This is a genomic window from Sinomonas terrae (assembly GCF_022539255.1).
Lineage (GTDB): Bacteria > Actinomycetota > Actinomycetes > Actinomycetales > Micrococcaceae > Sinomonas > Sinomonas terrae.
On the sequence record NZ_JAKZBV010000001.1, the window covers coordinates 183,176 to 200,642 of the forward strand.

The window sequence follows — 17,467 nt, forward strand, 5'->3', positions numbered from 1 at the left end:
GTGGGACGGAGTCATGCAAGCCGGAACGAGGCACGAGGAGTGAGATGAATGGATGAATCGTTCGCGGGGAAGACCGCTGTCGTCACAGGAGCTGCCAGCGGGATCGGGTACACAGTGGCCCGCCACTTTGCGGAGCGCGGGGCGCGCGTGGTGGGGGTGGACTTGGCGGAGCGCGTTGTAGAACTCATGGGGGAGCTCGCGGGCTCGGGGCACCATGGGATAGTCAAGGACCTGACGGAGCCGACGGCGGCCACGCAGGTCTTCGAAGAGGTCCAGCAATTCGTGGGGACGCCGCACATTCTGGTCAACTCAGCGGGCATTGCCCTGCTCGACTCCGCTACTGATGTCTCCGCCGAGCGGTGGAAGGCCACTTTGGATGTCAATCTCAGCGCAAGCTTCTACATGGCTCAAGCAGCCGGGCGGATCATGCTCGAAGCCGGGTACGGGCGCATCATCAATCTCGCTTCCCAAGCGGCGGTAGTCGGGCTCGATCAGCACGCTGCCTATTGCGCGAGCAAGGCCGCCATCGTCGGGCTGACGCGGGTCCTCTCGCTTGAATGGGCGCGTCGGGGGATCACCGTGAACGCCGTCTCGCCCACCGTCGTCGAGACGCCGTTGGGCAAGGCTGCCTGGGCGGGGGAGAAAGGCGAGAAGGCCAAGGCTGAAATCCCAGTGGGCCGCTTCGCCCAGCCGGAGGAGGTCGCCGCCCTCATCGGGTTCCTCGCGAGCGACGCGGCGGCGATGATCACGGGCGAAAATGTGCTCATCGACGGCGGATTCACCTCGGTCTGAGCCGTCAGATCTAACAGTGGCGGCGCTACTACTCCCGGATACGATGTCCGAGGCTCGTGATGAACCGGCCGACGGCGTCTTCGGCTGTGGGAACTCCAAAGACTTCTTGCTGGCGTTTGGTGTCCGCCACGTAGCGGCCAGTCGCGAACCACTCGAACGTGGCAGCCATGTCTTGGGGGACACGGGCGCCTCCAGCGGCGGCTTTGCCAGGTCTGGGCGCAACTCGAATTTCCCTGCCGAGGAGACTGCTGGAAATGTCGGCGGTGTCCTGCATGCTCACGGTATCAATGTCGGAGGTGTCGCCCTGCTGCCTGCAGCCGGGAAGCGTCGGAAGCCGGGCGAACAAGGGCTCGGACCGAGTTGCCACGCTCGAGCAGGGCCGTGACGACTTGGCCGCCGAGATGCCCTGTGCCGCCCACAACCAAATCCGGGGATGTACTCACGATCCGACTCGTTGCCTCGACGAGCGAGCATGCAGGGCCTGCGGCGAATATAGCGGGCTATCCGGAGTTGTTCCATGGAACGCGGCCTGCAGCCGTGGGCCAGCGAGGCTCCCGCACGTCTCAGCCGCGAACGCCTATCTTGAGGGGCATGGACATCAGCGAGGCCCCGCAAGTCCTCAACGGGCAGACCTCGATCGAGGACCTGCTCGGCGAGCTAGCGGCCTGCAGGACTGATGTTCTCCCCCTCCAGGGCTTCTTGCCGGGCCTCGAAGACGTGTCGTAAGCCCGAGGTGACGCTTCAGGCCTCGCAGTCGGCGCAGTACGCCGCCTCGCCGTCCACTCTGGCGATCTGCGAGCGATGGCGGACCAGGAAGCAGGACTGGCAGACGAACTCGTCCTCGCCCTGCGGGACGAGCCGGACGGTGAGCTCTGCGTCCACGAGCTCCCCACCTGGGACGCCCTCCCCCTCGTCGTCGCCGTCGAGGTCGCGGACGACGCTGCGCGGATCAGGTGCGTTGGCGGACTTGACCGCCTCGAGCGAGTCCTCCTGGGACTCCTTGACGTCCGGGCGGAGCTCGTCGTAGTCAGCCAACTTGGTCTTCTCCTTGGGTTCGTCTCGGACAAATTGCGTCTCGAAGTGCGAACCAGCAACCGTACACTACCCGCGGTCGTAACCCGAGCCAGCCTGAGAAGGCGAAAGCTATCCGTAGCCGCGCTTGAGGAGCATTCGAGCGGCCTTGCCGAACTCGGCATCGCTTGGAATCGCGAAACCCAGAGCGTCGGAGTATCTGGTGATGATGTTGAACAAGGCCCCAATCGCGGCCGCGTCCGCGAGCTGCTCTCGGGTTACCCCAACAGCCATTGCCGCGGCTGCATCGGCTGGCCCGAGTTCGGCGGGGCGCAGGGTCATGGTCTCAAGGAAGGCCAGCGTTGCCCGAAGGGGCTCCGGGATCGGGGCGGAGCGGTAGTCCGACAGACACGCGTCCACGGTTTCAGCCCCGATACCGTGCACCGCGGTGGCCCGGTGGGCGCCGATGCAGAACGTGCATGAGTTCCACTTGGCCACCATCGCCGCCATCAACTCCCGCTCCCCAACAGTCCAGGCACTGGTCCCGCGCATCGCGGCCTGGGTCCAAGATCCGAGGGCCGGCGCGACGAAGTTCCGGTGGTAGAAGGCGACGCGCGCTGCGTCCGGGAGTCGCATGCGTGAAACGGCCGATATGAGCCGGATCAGAGATCTGCTCCGGAGGTCCTCGCCGCGCTCCACCTCAGGCAGACGCATCGGTAACACCCTCAATGGCGCGTATGGCTGCGTCCCAGCGGGCCAATCCCGCTCCAATGCTCGCGGACATGATGATCTCGAAGGCACCCTTGTCGCTCCCCAAGGCCTCCCGGACAGCAGCGACTTGCTCAGTCGTCACGCGGTAGGCGGCCTCGCCGATCTGCCGGGCCAAAGAGTCGTAGGGCTCGGCGATCGAAGCTCCTGCCGCTGCCCTGGCTTGGACGGCTGTGCGGAGGAACGGCGGCGTTCTTCCGGCTTCGGAGGCGACGGCGGTGCGCAGGGCATCCGAGTGATGGCGGTGCTCGTTGATTGGGTCCATCTGAAATGTCTCCATTCAATGCCTCGGCAGCATTGCCTCGGGGTCCGTTCCCGGCGTCAGAGGCCCCTCCGCTGCCGGAATTGTCCCACGCCTCCTCGGGCCCCTCCAGATGGTGGTCGACCCGTCGTAGGACGACGACGAGCACGCGCGGTTGCACGTTCCCCAGTAGGTGTCCGCTGCCTGTGCATTCCCTTCTCCTTATCTCCCTCCGGCACCTGCCGATAGTCGTCCCCGTGACCGTGCAGGACCGCGAAGCGATCGCCCCGAGAATCGTCGAGGCCTACGACTTCCGCCGTCCCACGACGCTGGCGCGCGAGCACAGCCGCATCCTCGAAGCGGGATTCGAGAGCTTCTCAAGGCAGTGGGGCACGCAGTTGACGGCGAAGGTGCGTGCCAAATCGACGGTCGCGGCCGAATCAGTGGTGATGCAGACGTACGACGAATACGTCGCAACGCTTCCAGGTACGACATCAATGGTCCTGTGCGCCGTCGAGGGCACCGCAGCCAAGGCCGTCCTCCAGTTCCCAACGGCAGCCGCGCTCGGCTGGGTCGCACGCATGCTCGGGGGCCACAGCGACAAGAGCGGCCTCGAGCGCAAATTCACGCCCCTCGAATACGCGCTCATCAAGAGCCTCGTCGACGAGGGCCTCGAGGTCCTCGCCTACTCGCTCGGAGGCCTCCTCGCGGGAACGCCCCGTTTGGAAGCAATCCAGTACAACTCCCAATTCGCCCAGGCCGCCGCGACGACGGACCTCATGATCGTCGTCGCCTTCACCGTCGTCGTCGGCGACTCCGCGACCCAGACCACGCTCGCGATCCCCGCCGATGCGCTCCTTCCGCAGCTCGGTGCCGTCAACCCCATGGCGAGCAGCGCGAATGCGGCCGAGCTCGTGGGCGGCCAGATCGCAGAGGTCCCGATCGACGTCGCCGTCCGGCTCGAGCCCGTCGCGGTCACGCCGGCTCAGGTCCTGAATCTCGCAGTCGGGGACACCCTCGCTCTCCCGCACCCCGAGCACCACCCGTTCCACGTCGCCGTCGCGGGCAAGAATCTCGCGCGGGCGATGGTCGTCCGCAAGGGGTCTCGCGTCGCCGCGCGCATCGTCCCGTCCGCAAGGGACGCGGTGCAGGACAGGCCGTCCATGAAGGAGAAGCACTCTTGAGCAATCTCGCCCTCCACGCTGCCGCCGCAGACCGCCTCGCGGCGGCCCTCCCGGTCCCCGGGCTCGCGGTGACCGGGACGGTGGCACCAGCCGTCGCAGCCCCGCACACCGCGCTCGCAGTCTCGGCGTCGTTCGTGGGAGCGCTCACCGCTGACTTCGCGCTCGCACTCGCGAGCACGGACTTCGTCGCCGAGGCTGGCGGCGGCCCTGAAGCAAGCACGACGGCGGTGCTGCGGCCCGCGTTCGAGCGGGCCGCCGAGGCGCTCCAGGGAGGCGTCCTCTCCGAGCTGGCCGAGGGGGACGCGAGCGAGCTCTTCGCAGACCCGGAGGCCGCGGTGTACGAGATCTCCGATGGTGCTGCACCCTTCGGCTGGTTCGCGGTCCGAGTGCACGACGCCGACGCCGCACCTTCCGCTCTGGCCGACACCTCCGGCTTCGTGTCACGGCTCGGACGGATCCACGACGTCGAGATGGCCCTCACCGTCGAGATCGGCCGCACCCGGATGAGCATCCGGGACGCGCTCTCGATGGAACCGGGAAAGGTGATCGAACTCGACCGCTCGGCCGGGGCGCCCGTGGACGTGCTGCTCAACGGGCGCAAGATCGCCCTCGGTGAGGTCGTCGTCGTCGATCAGGACTACGGGGTGAGGATCACGCGCATCCTCGACGTGGCCGAGGCGCCCCGCTGAATGGACTCGCTCATCCTGGGCCTGCGGGTCCTCGTCTCGCTCGGCGCCGTGCTGGGGCTCATGTGGCTCCTTCACCGGCGCCTTCGCCGTGGGAGCAGTCCCACGAAGGCGAAGGCGCTCACCGTGGTGTCACGGCAGACGGTGGGGCCGAAGGCATCGGTCGTCCTCGTGGACACCGACGGGCGGCGCTTTCTGCTCGGGGTGACGGAGCACGGCATCAACGTCCTGCACAGTACTGAGGTCCCAGAGCCTGTTGTCCTCACGGAAGCGCCGCTCACCCGCCGCGCGGCGCTTCGGGGCGGGCATCAAGAGGCCGGCGGGCCGGCGTTTGACCGAGAGCTGAGGCGCCAGCTGGGAGCGGGCCGGTCTCAGGTGCAGCCGCTTGCGGGTTCGGCTCTCGACCCGGCGACGTGGCGGATGGCGCTTGATGCGCTCCGCGGCGGGCGCCGGCAGTGACGGGCAACGGTCTCGCAGTCAGGGCCGGCCGGATCGCCGTCGTCGTTCTCCTCGCTGCCGTGACGGTCTATGCGGTGCTGCTCCTCGCCTCCCCGGCGAGCCACGCGGCGGCACTCCATGCCCCGCTCCATGCCCCCCTCGATCCAACCGCTCCCGTGGGACCGGCCGCACCGACCGCGCCGGCGACCCCGTCGCCCGCCCCGACCGGCTCTGGAACGGGCACGCTCAACCTGCAGATCAACTCGCCTGACAACGGGCCGTCGTCGGCCGTCGTGACCCTCATCGGGATCACGCTGCTCTCGGTCGCGCCCGCGCTCCTGCTCATGATGACCTCGTTCACCAAGATCTTCGTGGTGCTGTCCATGACGCGGAACGCCCTCGGGCTGCAGGCGGTCCCGCCGAACCAAGTGATCGCGGGCCTCGCCCTCTTCCTCTCGCTGTTCATCATGTGGCCTGTCGTGAGCGACATCAGCACGCACGCCGTCCAGCCGTACCTCAATGGGCACCTTGACTTCGCGGGCGCGTTCAACGCCGCCACCGGCCCGCTCTCGAAGTTCATGATTGCCCACACGCGGCAGGAGGACATTGCGCTCATGACGCGCGCAGCCGGCCTGCCCAACCCGGCCTCCCCGGCGGCGACCCCGCTCCAGACGCTCATCCCCGCGTTCATGATCTCGGAGCTCCGCGCCGCGTTCATCATCGGCTTCGTCATCTTCGTGCCGTTCCTCATCATCGACCTCGTCGTCTCCGCGGCGCTCATGTCGATGGGCATGATGATGCTCCCGCCGGTCATGATCTCGCTGCCGTTCAAGATCCTGCTGTTCGTCCTCGTGGACGGCTGGGACCTCATCATCACGTCGCTGATCCAGAGCTATCAGGGAGGCTGACGTGAACACGGCCGCCATTCTCGACATCTGCCTGCAGGCACTCATCGCCGCCGCGAAGCTCGCCGCGCCCGTGCTCGTGACGAGCCTCGTGGTGGGGCTCGCGATCTCCCTCGTCCAGTCGATCACCCAGCTCCAGGAGGCCACCCTCTCGTTCGTGCCCAAGGCGGTTGCGGTCGCGATCGCACTCATCGTCTGCGGGAACTGGATGATCTCGGAGATGGTGAGCTTCACGAACGACCTGTTCGCCCGCATCCCGTCACTCCTCGCCTCGCACTGATGCGGCTGACATGAATATTCCGGCGTGGGCATGAACATTCCGATCGACCAGACCTGGATCGAGGCCGTCATCCTAGCGGCCGTGCGCATGACCGCGTTCCTGTTCATCGCGCCTCCGTTCTCGCACAACGCGTTCCCCGCCCAGATCAAGGGGATGCTCGGCGTCGGCCTCGGGCTCGCGGTCGCGAACCGGGCGCAGACCGGCTACAGCGCACGCGACACGGCTGGCTTCGTCACGGGCCTCGTGCTCGAGCTCGTCACGGGCCTCGCGCTCGGCTTCCTCGTCTATCTCGTGTTCGCGGCGATCCAGTCCGCCGGCTCGCTCATCGACCTCTCGGGCGGCTTCCAGATGGCACAGGGGTATGACCCGCAGAGCCTCGTCAACGGCGCCCAGTTCACGCGGCTCCTCCAGATGGCGGCCCTCGCACTCCTGTTCTCCTCCGACGGGTACCAACTCGTGCTCGGCGGGCTCACCGAGTCTTTTCAGGCGCTCCCGCTCGCCGGCGGCCTCGACCTCTCCCACCCCGTGCAGGCCATGACCGCCGCGACCACCGGCATGTTCGTCTCTGCCCTCCAGATCGCGGGGCCCCTTATGGTGGTGCTGTTCCTCGCGGACCTCGGCCTCGGGCTGCTCACACGCGTCGCCCCAGCGCTCAACGCGTTCCAGATGGGCTTCCCCCTCAAGGTCCTCATCACGCTGAGCCTCGCGGGCGTCCTGTTCCTCGGACTCCCGAGCATCGTCTCGTCGCTCGTGCAGCAGGCAGTCAACACTGTTCTGGGGGTGGGCTAGTGGCCGAGGCCCAGGAGCGCACCGAGAAGGCCACCGACAAGCGGCTGCGCGAAGTCCGCTCGAAAGGCCAGCTCTCACGCTCGCAGGATCTCACCGCGTGGCTCGCCGTCGGGGCGGGGGCAGCCATGCTGCCCGCGACGATCGACGCCGCCTCGAAAGCCGGGACGGCCCAGCTCTTCACGGTCACCTCGGTCATTTCCAGCCCCGATCCGGGGAAGGCCGTGCACGCGCTCACCGACGGCCTCGGTTCGATGGCCGCGACGCTCGGGCCGCTTGCCGCCGTCGTCTTCCTCGCCGTGCTCCTCGGATCCGCGGCCCAAGGAGGCGTCCACCCCAAGCGGCTCACGCCGTCGTTCGAGCATTTCAACTTCGCTGCCGGGATCAAGCGCATGTTCGGCACCCAGGCGCTCTGGGGCGGGGTCAAGGCGCTCCTCAAGACGGCCGTCGTGGGGCTCGTGCTCTGGAGCGTCGTGCAGGGGCTCGTCCCGGTGCTCATGTCCGCGGGCGGCCTGCCGATCTCGGGCGTCCTCGCCGCAGCGAACGACGGCGCGGCCTCGCTCGTCCGCTTCGCCGTCGCCGCGGGGCTTCTGCTCGCCGCGGCGGACGTGTTCGTCGTCGTCCGGCGGAATCGCACCAAGACCCGCATGACCAAACGCGAAGTCAAGGACGAGAACAAGAACAGCGAAGGCGATCCGCTCATCCGCTCCCAGCGGCGCTCCCGGCAGCTCGCGATGTCCCGCAACCGCATGATCGGCGCGGTGGGCGGGGCCGACGTCGTCCTCGTCAACCCCACGCACGTGGCCGTCGCGCTCAAGTACGAGCCGGGGAAGTCTGCCCCGCGGATCGTCGCGAAGGGGGCCGGCACCATCGCCGCGCGGATTCGCGAGGAGGCCGAGAAGGAGCGCGTCCCCATGGTGCAGGACGTCCCGCTCGCGCGCGCCCTGCACGGGGCGTGCGAACTCGGCCAGGAGATCCCCGTCGAGTTCTACACAGCGGTCGCGGGAGTGCTCGCGTTCGTCATGTCGCTCAAGGCGCGCGGCGGATCGGCTGGCGTCCACACCCTTCCACCCGGCCTGAGAGGAATCCACGCGTGAACCGCAATCTGGCACGGCTCGCCGTCCCGGTAGGGATCGTCGGCATCGTCCTGCTGCTCGTCGTGCCTGTCCCGGCGGCGCTCCTCGACGTGCTCATCGTGTGCAACGTCCTGCTCGCGCTCGTGATCCTGCTGACGAGCATGTTCGTCAAGAAGCCTCTCGACTTCTCGGTCTTCCCATCGCTTCTGCTCGTCGCGACGCTCTTCAGGCTGGGGCTCAACGTTGCGTCGACGCGGCTCGTGCTCGGCCAGGGGTACGCGGGGCAGGTGATCGAGGCGTTCGGCAAGGTCACGGTGGGCGGCTCGCTCATCATCGGCGCGGTCGTGTTCGTGATCCTCGTGGTGATCCAGTTCGTCGTCGTGACGAAGGGCGCCGAGCGCGTCGCAGAGGTCGGGGCGCGCTTCACCCTCGACGCGATGCCGGGCAAGCAGATGGCGATCGACGCCGACCTGAACGCGGGCTTGATCACCGACGTGGTGGCGCGGCAACGGCGGGCCGAGGTCTCTGCGGAGGCCGACTTCTACGGTGCGATGGACGGCGCCTCCAAGTTCGTCAAGGGCGATGCGATCGCGGGCATCGTCATCATCATCGTCAACATTGTGGGCGGCCTCGGCGTCGGGATGCTGCAGCGTGGGCTCTCGATCACGGACGCCCTCAACACCTACTCCCTCCTCACCATGGGCGACGGCCTCGTCTCCCAGATCCCGGCCCTGCTCATGGCCGTTTCCACCGGCATGATCGTCACCCGCTCGAACGCCGAAGCCGACCTCGGCCAGGCAGCCTCGACGCAGCTTTCGCAGTCCCGCACGGCGCTCCTCATCGCCGGCCTCGCCGCCGTCGTCATGGCGCTCATGCCGGGCATGCCGCCGCTGCCGTTCCTGGGCGTGGGGGCGGGGTTGATCATTGTGTCTCGGCGGATACGAGCCTCAGAGGACGGAAGAGGCGATGGCGGCGCCTCCTCTGATTCGAGCGGCGCGAGGGGCGGGGGAGGGGCCGAGCAGGACCCCACGCAGCGGCTCATGGAGGAGATGCGCGTGCACCCGCTCGAGATCATGCTGGCACCCGACCTCGTGGACCTCGTCAGCGGCTCGGCGGACGATCTGCTCGCCCGCGTGAAGTCGCTCCGCCACAAGATCGCGATGGACCTCGGCGTCGTCATCCCGCCCGTGCGGACGAGGGACTCGGTGGAACTCCCGCCGTCGACCTATGCGATCCGCATCGCCGGCGTCGAAGCCGGGCGCGGAACCGCGCCGTCGGGCAAGCTCCTCGCCCTCGGCGACTTCCTCGACGCGCTGCCGGGGGCCGCCGTCGTCGAACCTGTCTTCGGGCTCGCCGGCAAGTGGATCCCGGCGGAGATGCGGCACAGCGCGGAGCTGACCGGGGCGACCGTGATCGACCGCGTGAGCGTGCTGATCACGCACCTCTCCTCGATCGTGGTGGCCAACGCGGCCCGCCTGCTTTCCCGCGAGGACGTCCGCGTGCTCACCGAGGGAGTCAAGACCCTGAGCCCGGCTGCGGTCGAGGAGCTCACGCCCGCGCTCCTCTCGCTCGCCGAGATCCACCGGGTGCTTCAGGGCCTCCTCACGGAGCAGGTGCCGGTCAACGACCTCACCCGCATCTACGAAGCGCTCACCCTCCGCGCCAAGGCGTCCACGGATCCCGAGGGGCTTATCGAGTCGGCTCGGCTTGCGATTGGGCCCGCGCTCGTGCGGCGGCTCATGGACGGGGAGCGACTCACGGTCATCACGATCGAACCGGTCCTCGAGCAGAGCCTCGTCCAGGACCTCCGACCGGCCGAAGGCGGGACGCAGCTCGTTATGGAGCAGTCGAAGCTCGACGCGATCATGTCATCTCTCAGTTCTGCCGTCGCCGCGGCCGAGTCCGCAGGGAAGAGCCCTGCCCTCGTGTGCGCGCCGATGCTGCGGCCCGCCGTGCGGAAGCTCGTGGCGCTGCCGCCCGCGGGGGTCCCCGTGCTCTCGTATGCCGAGGTCACCTCGACGTCCGTGAACATCGAGACGATCGGGGTGGTGCGCCTTGGCGCCGCAACAGTATCTGCTTAGGGGCTCGAACCTCGAGGACGTGACCCGCCGGGCCGTCGATCTGTACGGCCCCGAGGCGCGCATCGTGAGCGCCGACAGCGTGCTGGACCCTGGACTCGGTGGGCTGCTGGGCCGCCGCCACGTCGAGGCGACCGTGATGGTCCCGGCCCCGATCGTGAGGCTCGCGCCGTCGGTGGATCCTGCCGGTCCGCACACTCTGGGCGCCAGGGCGGGCATCGCGGCGCTGCTCGACGACGCCGACACCGCTGAGGATCGGATCCACGCTTTCCAGGCCGCCGCGCCCGGACCGCGACCCTCCGGGCCCCCCGTTTCTACTGAGGCCGAGGACTTCGACGCGCTCCTCGAACGGCTGCGCAGCCAGACGGATGCGCCCGAGGAGCGGGTCCCCGTGCTCCTTGACGGCCCCGGTGACCTCGTCCTCGTCCTCGGAACAAGCGATACGGCATTCGCGGTGGTGCAATCGATGGCGGCGCGCCTGCCTGAGGCGTTCTCGCTGACGAGCGCGGGCGAGCTTTCGGAATGGCCTCATCTCGAGGATGTCCGGGACGCGACGGCTGCTCGGGCCGAGGGCGTCGAATCCGGGACCGCCGTGCTCGCGGCCCTCGGCCTGCGGGCGTTCGACCGGCTCGGCCCGCAGCTCGGGCGCGCTGCAGCGCTGAGGGCTGATCAGGTGTGGCTCGCCGTGGACGCGCGGCACAAGGCTGAGGAGACAGCGGAATGGGTGGAGGCCGCGAAGGCGCGCCTCACGGTGAGCGCGCTCGCCGTCGTGGGCGCACGCGAAACTCGCACGCCGGAGACCGTCAACACTCTGGGAATCCCCTTAGGCTGGGTGGACGGTTCGCACGCACCACGGACGGTGCTCTGATACGTCATTCCACGGAAGGAAAGCCATGCTCGTACTCACTCGGAAGCCCGGCGAGAAGATCATGATCGGCGACGAGATCGTTATCACGTTCCTTGAGAGCAGGGGGAGCGAGGGCATTCGGATCGGCATCGAGGCGCCACGGCATCTCGCGATCAAGCGCGAGGAGATCTTCGAGGCCGTCGCCGACGCGAACCGCGAAGCTGCCCACGCGCCGTCGGACGCCGAGGCCATCCTGAAGGGGCTGCTGCGGCCGGAGGGCTGAGGATTGCTCTTTTCGCGGTTGCCCCCTACGGGCAGACTGTCAGAGTAGGCGGAGAGAAGGAGAGGGACGATGGATATCACCGAGGTCATCTTGAACGATCATCACGAGCAGCGCCGCATGTTCGGCATCCTCGAAGAGGTCTCCCCGGCCGACACTGAGGCGCTCGGATCAGTGTGGAAGCGCCTGCGCATCCTGCTGGAGGTGCACGCCGCCGCCGAGGAGAAGCTCTTCTACCCGCGACTGTTGAAGCTGCAGAAGGACCTCATCGCTCAGGAGTCGCCCGGCGAGGAGACCGAGGATGCCGTTCACGATCACAACGAGATCCGCGACGCGATCGCCGCGGTCGAGGGCCACGAGGTGGGCTCGGTCGAATGGCTGCGCGCGGTAGCAGAGGTCAACGAAGTCAACGGCGATCACATGGCCGAGGAAGAGCGCCAGGGCTTGACCGACTTCCGCCGCCACGTCGGTCTTGAAGAACGCCACACGATGGCCGTCGCGTTCGCGGCGTTCGAGGCCGAGCACGCAGGCGGTATCTCGGCACACGACGTGGATCCGAAGCAATACCTGCGCGAGCACGGCTGAGGGCAACATTTCCTAGGGGTGATTTTTGATTGGGACGGAGGGGAAGCGAACAATGTCGGATTCGTCGACTATCACTGATGATCTTTCCACGCCCGGGGAGATCCTTCTCGAGGAGTTCCTCGAGCCGTTCGGGGTGAGCCAATACGAGCTCGCAAAGCGCATCGGCGTCGATCAGTCGCGCATTTCGCGGATCATTCGTGGCAAGCAGGCCATCACCGCCGACACAGCTCTTCGCCTCAGCGTCTTCTTCGGCACGTCGCCACAGTTCTGGCTCCGACTGCAGGAAGGCTACGACCTCGCTCACGCCCGGGTCGACACGCCGCTCAGCGCTATCCAGCCGCTGAGTGCCTGACGCTCCACCTGGACGCAGGAATTAGTTGTAGGAGTTACGGTCGATAGCTGACTATCGTGGCCCTCGTGGAACTTGCTCCCAAGCTTCGCCGCATCGGCAACGACATCATCGCTTGCCACATCGTCGTCGGCGACGATGGCCTAACGGTCATCGACACCGGTCTTCCAGGGCACTACCGCGACCTCGTGCGCGAGCTGCAGGAACTCGGCCGACCGCCCACCGACATCAAAGGGATCGTGCTCACGCACGGCGACAGCGACCATATCGGTTTTGCCGAGCGCCTGCGCAGCGAGCTCGGAATCCCGGTCTACGTCGGCGCTGAGGATGCGGAGCGCGCGAAGGGGGCCAAGCCCCCGGCGACGCCGAAGGACCCCCGGCGGATCGGCGCCGTCGTCCGCTTCTTCGCCTACGCAATCGCCAAGGGTGGATTCCGCACACGGCCGCTGCGTGAGGTCATCGCTGTTCACGACGGTGACGTGCTGCCTTTGCCGGGTTCGCCGCGTGTCATCGCGATGCCTGGCCACTCGCCGGGCAGCATCGCGGTCCACGTGCCTTCTGTGCAAGCGGTCTTCGTCGGCGATGAACTCACCACGCGGCACGTGCTGACAGGCGCCGAGGGTCCGCAACCGGCACCCTTCACCGACGACCAGGCGGGATCTTCCGCATCGATCGAGAGGCTGTCCGGCTTGGACGTCGACTGGGTCATCCCCGGTCACGGCGCCCCGTGGCGCGGCGGCACCTCCTCGCTCATCGCCGCTTACCGCTCCGCGGAGGGCCGACCGGCTGCCGGCTGACCAAGGCGGCCGCCCACTCCTCAAGCCTGCTTCGCAGCAACCCGGGGCCAAGTTCGGTATGACCGATTCCAAGGTAGTTCGGCGCCCACTCTTCGACTCTCGGATAGGCGCTCGCGGCAGCCTGGAGGTCCCAACTCAGAAGGTCGGGAATTGTGGTTCCGGCCAATTGTTCATATTCGGCCGCAAACAGATCGGCCGCTGATGCGTCGCCCAAAAGGACGAGGTCCAATCGGCACCAGGCCACATCTACACCTCGAGGTGCATTGCGGGCGCCCGACCAATCCACGACGCCCGCGAGCTTTTCCCCGGACCATAAGGCATTTCCGCACCAGTAGTCGGAATGCGTCAGAACCCGGTCTCTGAGGTCGAGACCGTTCCAGGCGTCTCTGGCAGCCCTTGCCACCGGACTGTCACCCGATGGCGGCCCCTCGGGCGCAGGTCTCAGTCCGTTTCCCGAGAGGCGGTGGATTCGGACAAGGGTCGCCGCCATTTCGTGGGCGATGGCCGTCAGGGATAGCTGGGGATCGGGGTGGCCGCCTTCGACTCTTGTGGTGACGATGAACGGCCAACCCGAACGGGTCGAATGGCAAATATAGCGCGGCACCACATCGCCGAGAGCGTGAAGCCGATCAAGGATCTCCACTTCACGCAAGACGGTGGACGGTTCTTCGGGGAAGCAGCGGATCACGTAATCCGAGAGGCCGTCGCTGGCCAGAATGCTGGTCGCATGCGTCCCGCCTTCGAGGAAAGCCAGGAAAAGAAGCCTCTTCCCCAGCTCGGTGGAGGCCTCGGCAATTAGATGATTTACGAAGGAGCCAGTCAGCATCTCGGGCTGGGCCGCTCAGCTCTCTCCTGATTCGAAGCCGATGAGCCAGTGAAGGCCGAACCGGTCGAGAACCTGGCCGTCGGACGCACCCCAGGGGCGCTTCTGAAGGTCGTCCACAACCTGACCCGCGGCGGCGAGGCGCTCGAACCACCTGCGGAGGTCAGCCTCGCTGGAGGCGCCCAAGAGCGAGAGCATGAGGCCTTCCGTGCGGACGCCCGCCGAGCCGTCGTCGGCGTCGGCTCCGAAGAGGTCGACGACGCCCTTCAGGATGCCGTGGGCGACGCCATCGGGGGACCCGTCCGTGCGCCCGAGCTGGGAGCGCGTGTAGATGGTCAGCTCCCCGCCGAACACCTCCTGATAGAACGTGAGCGCCTCGCGGGCGTTGCCTTGGAACAGGAGATAAGGGGTCGGCGGGGTGGACATGCGGTTCAGAATAGGCCCGGCAATGCGGCGGAGACTAGTGCTCTTTCATCGGCTGGCCCTGGCGATACATCTGCCGAGGCTTGACCCCGGCCGCCTGCCCTCCGTCGATGGGGACAACGGCGCCGTTGATGTATGAGGCTTGCTCCGAGCACAGCCATACGACGAGTCTTGCGACCTCGTCCGCCGTGCCGATTCGGCCCATAGGGCTGGCTAACCCGGCCATCCGTTGGGCCTCGTTGCCCGCCGCCTCGAGATGATGAGTGAGGATCGCCCCCGGAGCGACCGCGTTGACGCGTATTCCTTGACCGGCATAGTCGAGCGCGGCGACCTTGGTCAGACCGATGATCCCCGCCTTCGCGGCCACATAAGCGGCGAGGTTGGCCACCCCGTTGACACCGGCCAGCGAGGCCATGTTCACGATCGCTCCGCCACTGGACGCCAGCATCGCTGGGATCTGGAACTTCATTCCGAGAAGGTGCCCCTTACGTTCGTGGAGATTCCACGATCGAGTCTTCTGGCGCGATGTCCGCGAGGGGAGCTGGCATGGGCCCGTCGCTCGCGTTGTTGAAGGCACAGTCAAGGCGCCCGAATTCCTCGACTGTACGGGAGACGACGTCGCTCATCGACTGCGGGTCCCCGACATCGGCGATGATGGCAGTCGCTGTTTTGCCACGGGCCCTCATTTGTTCCGTGACGGCCTCCAAGGAGGACCTGCTGCGGGAAGCCACTGCAACCGACGCCCCAGCTTCGGAAAAGGCCAGCGCGGTCGCAGCCCAATTCCCTTGCTGGCTCCGACGACCAGCGCCACTTTCCCCGCCATATCGAAGCCAGTCATGATCCCTGCCCTGTTTGGTTCGGCCTTGTGCGGTTTGGCTCTGCGCGGTTCGGCACATCGTGCCGATTCTGCGGCAGGAGGAAACCGACGACGGCGAGCCAACCGAGGCCGGCAAATCGGACCACGGGCAGTAGGTAGGCGGCGCCCGGCACGAGCAGCGTGAAGAACGAGAGTTCGCCCAGGGCGGCGAGCACGAGCCCGGCCCATGCGAGCCACCGCGGCGTGAGCCGGAGGATGAGGGCGGGTACCGCGATCCCCGCGATCAGCAGCCCCAGCCCGGTGGCGAAGCCGACGCCACCTAAGGCGAAGGCGACGACCGCAACGAGGTGGACGACGGCGGCCGGCGCCTCCGCACCCGTCGCACCAAGGGCCCAGACGAGGAGTGCGGACACGGCAAGTGCGATCGAGGCGACGATTCCGCCCGCAAAGCCGATGCTCGGACCGGGCACGCGGATGCCGAGTCGGAGGAGGCGCGAATACAAGGTTGCCGCATAGATGGCGAGGGGAACAGACGCCCCGAAGGCAAGGAATCCGATGAGGGTTGCGGAGAACGCATGGTCCCCGAAGAAGCGTCCGACGACGTCCGACGGCGCCGATGGCGGCGGGTACGGGGCGGCAGAGACGACTCCTGGCGAGCTGACCGTCGGCGAGATGACCATCAGGAGAAGAGCTGCCGCGACCGAGAGGCAGAGCGCCACGACCGCGAGGATTCCAGCATTCGGCCCGTCCGGCCGGCGCCGCAGCCGTGGAGCCTCACGGCTGGGAAGGGAAGCGGAAAGATCGGTCATAGCCAAAATTATTCACTCGGTGAATCATGCAGTCAATGCTGTATTCTGAGGATATGCCACGGGAAGCGATGCAACGGGAAGCTGGGCTCGGGAAGGGGCGGCCGGCCCGCATCGGATTCCTGCTCTCTCAGCTTGGTGCCCACGCGACCGAGCTCTTCGCGGCACAGACCAAGGAACTGGGCATCACCCCGTCGGAGGCCGGCGTCATCCGGATCATTGGCCGGTCTCCTGGTATCAGCCAGCGCGAACTCGCGGACATTCTCGGCTCGGTGCAGAGCCGGGTGGTAGCCCTCATCGACCGGCTCGAGGGCGCTGGGCTTGTCACGCGGACGCGCAGCTCGGCGGATCGCAGGGTCCAGGAGCTGCGGCTGACCGAGTCAGGGGCAGCCACGCTCAAGCTGTTGCGTCGCGCGGCGGAGGCGCAGGAGGCAGCGATCGTCGAGGGCCTGACGCCGCAACAGGCCGACGAGCTCTTCGAGCTCCTGTCAGCGCTGGGTTCTCTGCGCGGCCTCGACTCCGAGATCCACCTCGGCTACCGCGACTCGGCCCGCTGAAAAGATCGCGCCTGAGGCCTACTTCTTCCGGCTCTCCGCCGTCTTCTTGTCGTTGGCCTTCTGCAGCGCGTCGACGAGTTCGTCCTTCGACATGTTGGAGCGGCCCGGAACATCGAGTTTCTGGGCGAGCTCATAGAGGTGCTTCTTGGAGGCGTTCGCGTCCACCCCTCCTGCTGTGGGACGGGACGTCTTCTTTCCGCCCTCGGCCTGTGCGTCCGAAGGACCGTTGCCTTCCTTGGGTTCCCAGTGGTCGCCGACCTTCTCGTGCGTGTGCTTCAGGGCAGAGTACGCCACGCGGTGGGCGCGCTGCTCGTCGCCGTAAGTCTCCTCGGCCGAGTCATGCGCCTTCGCGAAAGTCTGTTGGGCCTTCCGGTCCGAACGCTGGAGCGTCGAGGGGAGTTCGCCCTTCTTCGCCTTCCCGCTCTTATCTGCCTTCGGCATGCTTCCTCCGATCAGGGTTACTGTTCTGAGCTTGCCCTTCCACGCTAGGCCTCGGCCTCTCTGAGAGGCAACCGTTTGCATTCTCGGGTTGCGCGTCTGCATGTTCATCCGGCCATTGCCGTCGCCACAGTGGAGGCTTACATTGAGGCACGAGGCGGCGAGGCCATGCATGAGCTTTCCATTACCCAGAGCCTTATTGGCGCTGTCATTGAACGAGTCGGCGACCGGCAAGTGACGGGCGTCAATCTTTGCATCGGGCGCCTGTCGGGTGTCCTTCCCGATGCAGTTCGGTTCTGTTTCGAGGTGGTCAGCGAAGGGACCTGTTTGGCGGGTGCGGCTCTCAACATCGATGAGCCGAAAGGCAGTGGGCGCTGCCGTGACTGCGGGACTGAATTCGCCCTCGAAGACGCCATTCTGCTCTGCCCCTGCGGAAGTGCTGACGTATTCGTGACCGGAGGCCGCGAGCTGACGGTGACATCAGTGGAAGTGATCTGAAG

General features: G+C 67.0%; 28 protein-coding genes. 17 read left to right on the top strand and 11 right to left on the bottom strand.

Features of this window, described 5'->3' with window-relative positions:
• The first annotated feature begins 48 nt into the window (after positions 1-48).
• The gene (locus L0M17_RS00890; protein WP_241050368.1) at positions 49-792 is read left to right on the top strand and encodes a GolD/DthD family dehydrogenase; all 744 of its coding nucleotides are present in this window, start codon (positions 49-51) and stop codon (positions 790-792) included.
• Positions 793-820: 28 nt separating this feature from the next.
• Here L0M17_RS00890 and L0M17_RS00895 read toward each other — a convergent pair whose 3' ends face one another.
• On the bottom strand, positions 821-1,072 hold the full coding sequence (locus tag L0M17_RS00895) for a hypothetical protein (protein WP_241050369.1): 252 nt from the start codon (positions 1,070-1,072) through the stop codon (positions 821-823).
• A gap of 4 nt (positions 1,073-1,076) precedes the next feature.
• Positions 1,077-1,235 (bottom strand): NmrA family NAD(P)-binding protein, encoded by a 159-nt coding sequence (locus L0M17_RS00900; RefSeq protein ID WP_308196782.1) that lies wholly within the window; start codon positions 1,233-1,235, stop codon positions 1,077-1,079.
• A gap of 148 nt (positions 1,236-1,383) precedes the next feature.
• On the opposite strand from L0M17_RS00900, the gene L0M17_RS22095 reads away from it, so the two are divergent.
• Positions 1,384-1,518: a hypothetical protein gene (locus tag L0M17_RS22095; protein WP_255731691.1), complete on the top strand. Its 135-nt coding sequence runs from the start codon at positions 1,384-1,386 to the stop codon at positions 1,516-1,518.
• Positions 1,519-1,533: 15 nt separating this feature from the next.
• Here the strand turns inward: L0M17_RS22095 and L0M17_RS00905 are convergent, their stop codons facing one another.
• The 3 genes from L0M17_RS00905 to L0M17_RS00915 form a co-directional block, all read right to left on the bottom strand.
• Positions 1,534-1,827 (bottom strand): DUF4193 family protein, encoded by a 294-nt coding sequence (locus L0M17_RS00905; protein ID WP_241050370.1) that lies wholly within the window; start codon positions 1,825-1,827, stop codon positions 1,534-1,536.
• A 108-nt stretch (positions 1,828-1,935) separates the two neighbouring features.
• Positions 1,936-2,517 (bottom strand): carboxymuconolactone decarboxylase family protein, encoded by a 582-nt coding sequence (locus L0M17_RS00910; RefSeq protein ID WP_241050372.1) that lies wholly within the window; start codon positions 2,515-2,517, stop codon positions 1,936-1,938.
• Positions 2,504-2,836, bottom strand: a complete 333-nt coding sequence (locus L0M17_RS00915; protein ID WP_241050374.1) for a hypothetical protein — start codon at positions 2,834-2,836, stop codon at positions 2,504-2,506. Before L0M17_RS00915 ends, L0M17_RS00910 begins: the two co-directional genes overlap by 14 nt.
• 233 nt (positions 2,837-3,069) lie before the next feature.
• On the opposite strand from L0M17_RS00915, the gene L0M17_RS00920 reads away from it, so the two are divergent.
• The 13 genes from L0M17_RS00920 to L0M17_RS00980 all read left to right on the top strand — a co-directional run bounded on the left by L0M17_RS00920 (position 3,070) and on the right by L0M17_RS00980 (position 13,103).
• On the top strand, positions 3,070-3,996 hold the full coding sequence (locus tag L0M17_RS00920; protein ID WP_241050376.1) for a flagellar motor switch protein FliM: 927 nt from the start codon (positions 3,070-3,072) through the stop codon (positions 3,994-3,996).
• A complete protein-coding gene (gene fliN / locus L0M17_RS00925) occupies positions 3,993-4,685 on the top strand; it encodes a flagellar motor switch protein FliN (RefSeq protein WP_241050378.1) in 693 nt (230 codons plus the stop codon). Before L0M17_RS00920 ends, fliN begins: the two co-directional genes overlap by 4 nt.
• Positions 4,686-5,141: a flagellar biosynthetic protein FliO gene (gene fliO, locus L0M17_RS00930; protein WP_241050380.1), complete on the top strand. Its 456-nt coding sequence runs from the start codon at positions 4,686-4,688 to the stop codon at positions 5,139-5,141. It abuts the gene before it with no gap.
• On the top strand, positions 5,138-6,028 hold the full coding sequence (gene fliP, locus L0M17_RS00935) for a flagellar type III secretion system pore protein FliP (RefSeq protein ID WP_372497975.1): 891 nt from the start codon (positions 5,138-5,140) through the stop codon (positions 6,026-6,028). Before fliO ends, fliP begins: the two co-directional genes overlap by 4 nt.
• Before the next feature lies 1 nt (position 6,029).
• Positions 6,030-6,305 (top strand): flagellar biosynthesis protein FliQ, encoded by a 276-nt coding sequence (gene fliQ / locus L0M17_RS00940; protein WP_241050382.1) that lies wholly within the window; start codon positions 6,030-6,032, stop codon positions 6,303-6,305.
• Between the two features lie 30 nt (positions 6,306-6,335).
• Positions 6,336-7,094, top strand: a complete 759-nt coding sequence (locus tag L0M17_RS00945) for a flagellar biosynthetic protein FliR (RefSeq protein ID WP_241056268.1) — start codon at positions 6,336-6,338, stop codon at positions 7,092-7,094.
• Entirely contained in the window at positions 7,094-8,188 is a 1,095-nt protein-coding gene (locus tag L0M17_RS00950; RefSeq protein WP_241050384.1) for an EscU/YscU/HrcU family type III secretion system export apparatus switch protein, read from the top strand. Before L0M17_RS00945 ends, L0M17_RS00950 begins: the two co-directional genes overlap by 1 nt.
• Complete coding sequence (locus L0M17_RS00955) at positions 8,185-10,248, top strand: flagellar biosynthesis protein FlhA (RefSeq protein WP_241050386.1); 2,064 nt, start codon at positions 8,185-8,187, stop codon at positions 10,246-10,248. Before L0M17_RS00950 ends, L0M17_RS00955 begins: the two co-directional genes overlap by 4 nt.
• A gap of 19 nt (positions 10,249-10,267) precedes the next feature.
• Positions 10,268-11,113 (top strand): hypothetical protein, encoded by an 846-nt coding sequence (locus L0M17_RS00960; RefSeq protein WP_241050388.1) that lies wholly within the window; start codon positions 10,268-10,270, stop codon positions 11,111-11,113.
• Positions 11,114-11,138: 25 nt separating this feature from the next.
• Complete coding sequence (locus L0M17_RS00965) at positions 11,139-11,375, top strand: carbon storage regulator (protein ID WP_241050390.1); 237 nt, start codon at positions 11,139-11,141, stop codon at positions 11,373-11,375.
• Between the two features lie 69 nt (positions 11,376-11,444).
• The gene (locus tag L0M17_RS00970; RefSeq protein ID WP_241050392.1) at positions 11,445-11,957 is read left to right on the top strand and encodes a hemerythrin domain-containing protein; all 513 of its coding nucleotides are present in this window, start codon (positions 11,445-11,447) and stop codon (positions 11,955-11,957) included.
• Positions 11,958-12,009: 52 nt separating this feature from the next.
• Positions 12,010-12,309: a HigA family addiction module antitoxin gene (locus L0M17_RS00975; RefSeq protein WP_241050394.1), complete on the top strand. Its 300-nt coding sequence runs from the start codon at positions 12,010-12,012 to the stop codon at positions 12,307-12,309.
• 65 nt (positions 12,310-12,374) lie between these two features.
• Positions 12,375-13,103, top strand: coding sequence for an MBL fold metallo-hydrolase (locus L0M17_RS00980; protein ID WP_241050402.1), 729 nt, complete (start codon positions 12,375-12,377; stop codon positions 13,101-13,103).
• Here L0M17_RS00980 and L0M17_RS00985 read toward each other — a convergent pair.
• From L0M17_RS00985 to L0M17_RS01000, 5 genes are read right to left on the bottom strand one after another with little or no spacing between them, the layout of a single operon-like run.
• Entirely contained in the window at positions 13,057-13,929 is an 873-nt protein-coding gene (locus tag L0M17_RS00985) for a phosphotransferase family protein (protein ID WP_241050404.1), read from the bottom strand. The genes L0M17_RS00980 and L0M17_RS00985 overlap by 47 nt on opposite strands.
• A 15-nt stretch (positions 13,930-13,944) precedes the next feature.
• Positions 13,945-14,352: a VOC family protein gene (locus tag L0M17_RS00990; RefSeq protein ID WP_241050406.1), complete on the bottom strand. Its 408-nt coding sequence runs from the start codon at positions 14,350-14,352 to the stop codon at positions 13,945-13,947.
• A 34-nt stretch (positions 14,353-14,386) separates the two neighbouring features.
• On the bottom strand, positions 14,387-14,926 hold the full coding sequence (locus L0M17_RS22100) for an SDR family NAD(P)-dependent oxidoreductase (protein WP_308196906.1): 540 nt from the start codon (positions 14,924-14,926) through the stop codon (positions 14,387-14,389).
• A complete protein-coding gene (locus L0M17_RS22105) occupies positions 14,835-15,245 on the bottom strand; it encodes an SDR family NAD(P)-dependent oxidoreductase (protein WP_255731693.1) in 411 nt (136 codons plus the stop codon). Before L0M17_RS22105 ends, L0M17_RS22100 begins: the two co-directional genes overlap by 92 nt.
• On the bottom strand, positions 15,184-15,975 hold the full coding sequence (locus tag L0M17_RS01000) for a hypothetical protein (RefSeq protein WP_241050408.1): 792 nt from the start codon (positions 15,973-15,975) through the stop codon (positions 15,184-15,186). Before L0M17_RS01000 ends, L0M17_RS22105 begins: the two co-directional genes overlap by 62 nt.
• Before the next feature lie 35 nt (positions 15,976-16,010).
• On the opposite strand from L0M17_RS01000, the gene L0M17_RS01005 reads away from it, so the two are divergent.
• Positions 16,011-16,529, top strand: a complete 519-nt coding sequence (locus tag L0M17_RS01005; protein WP_241050410.1) for a MarR family winged helix-turn-helix transcriptional regulator — start codon at positions 16,011-16,013, stop codon at positions 16,527-16,529.
• Positions 16,530-16,547: 18 nt separating this feature from the next.
• Here the strand turns inward: L0M17_RS01005 and L0M17_RS01010 are convergent, their stop codons facing one another.
• Positions 16,548-16,970, bottom strand: a complete 423-nt coding sequence (locus L0M17_RS01010) for a ChaB family protein (protein WP_241050412.1) — start codon at positions 16,968-16,970, stop codon at positions 16,548-16,550.
• A 165-nt stretch (positions 16,971-17,135) separates the two neighbouring features.
• On the opposite strand from L0M17_RS01010, the gene L0M17_RS01015 reads away from it, so the two are divergent.
• Positions 17,136-17,465, top strand: coding sequence for a hydrogenase maturation nickel metallochaperone HypA/HybF (locus tag L0M17_RS01015; RefSeq protein ID WP_241050414.1), 330 nt, complete (start codon positions 17,136-17,138; stop codon positions 17,463-17,465).
• Positions 17,466-17,467: the final 2 nt, after the last annotated feature.

Bases quoted from the DNA above. Each gene is read 5' to 3' on its own strand.
- L0M17_RS00975 (WP_241050394.1), top strand. From the start codon at position 12,010: ATGTCGGATTCGTCGACTATCACTGATGATCTTTCCACGCCCGGGGAG.
- L0M17_RS00970 (WP_241050392.1), top strand. From the start codon at position 11,445: ATGGATATCACCGAGGTCATCTTGAACGATCATCACGAGCAGCGCCGC.
- L0M17_RS01010 (WP_241050412.1), bottom strand. From the start codon at position 16,970: ATGCCGAAGGCAGATAAGAGCGGGAAGGCGAAGAAGGGCGAACTCCCC.
- L0M17_RS01000 (WP_241050408.1), bottom strand. From the start codon at position 15,975: ATGACCGATCTTTCCGCTTCCCTTCCCAGCCGTGAGGCTCCACGGCTG.
- L0M17_RS01015 (WP_241050414.1), top strand. From the start codon at position 17,136: ATGCATGAGCTTTCCATTACCCAGAGCCTTATTGGCGCTGTCATTGAA.
- L0M17_RS00985 (WP_241050404.1), bottom strand. From the start codon at position 13,929: ATGCTGACTGGCTCCTTCGTAAATCATCTAATTGCCGAGGCCTCCACC.
- L0M17_RS00890 (WP_241050368.1), top strand. From the start codon at position 49: ATGGATGAATCGTTCGCGGGGAAGACCGCTGTCGTCACAGGAGCTGCC.
- L0M17_RS00945 (WP_241056268.1), top strand. From the start codon at position 6,336: ATGAACATTCCGATCGACCAGACCTGGATCGAGGCCGTCATCCTAGCG.
- L0M17_RS22095 (WP_255731691.1), top strand. From the start codon at position 1,384: ATGGACATCAGCGAGGCCCCGCAAGTCCTCAACGGGCAGACCTCGATC.
- L0M17_RS00910 (WP_241050372.1), bottom strand. From the start codon at position 2,517: ATGCGTCTGCCTGAGGTGGAGCGCGGCGAGGACCTCCGGAGCAGATCT.
- L0M17_RS00915 (WP_241050374.1), bottom strand. From the start codon at position 2,836: ATGGACCCAATCAACGAGCACCGCCATCACTCGGATGCCCTGCGCACC.
- L0M17_RS00965 (WP_241050390.1), top strand. From the start codon at position 11,139: ATGCTCGTACTCACTCGGAAGCCCGGCGAGAAGATCATGATCGGCGAC.
- L0M17_RS22105 (WP_255731693.1), bottom strand. From the start codon at position 15,245: ATGTGCCGAACCGCGCAGAGCCAAACCGCACAAGGCCGAACCAAACAG.
- L0M17_RS01005 (WP_241050410.1), top strand. From the start codon at position 16,011: ATGCTGTATTCTGAGGATATGCCACGGGAAGCGATGCAACGGGAAGCT.
- L0M17_RS00990 (WP_241050406.1), bottom strand. From the start codon at position 14,352: ATGTCCACCCCGCCGACCCCTTATCTCCTGTTCCAAGGCAACGCCCGC.
- fliO (WP_241050380.1), top strand. From the start codon at position 4,686: ATGGACTCGCTCATCCTGGGCCTGCGGGTCCTCGTCTCGCTCGGCGCC.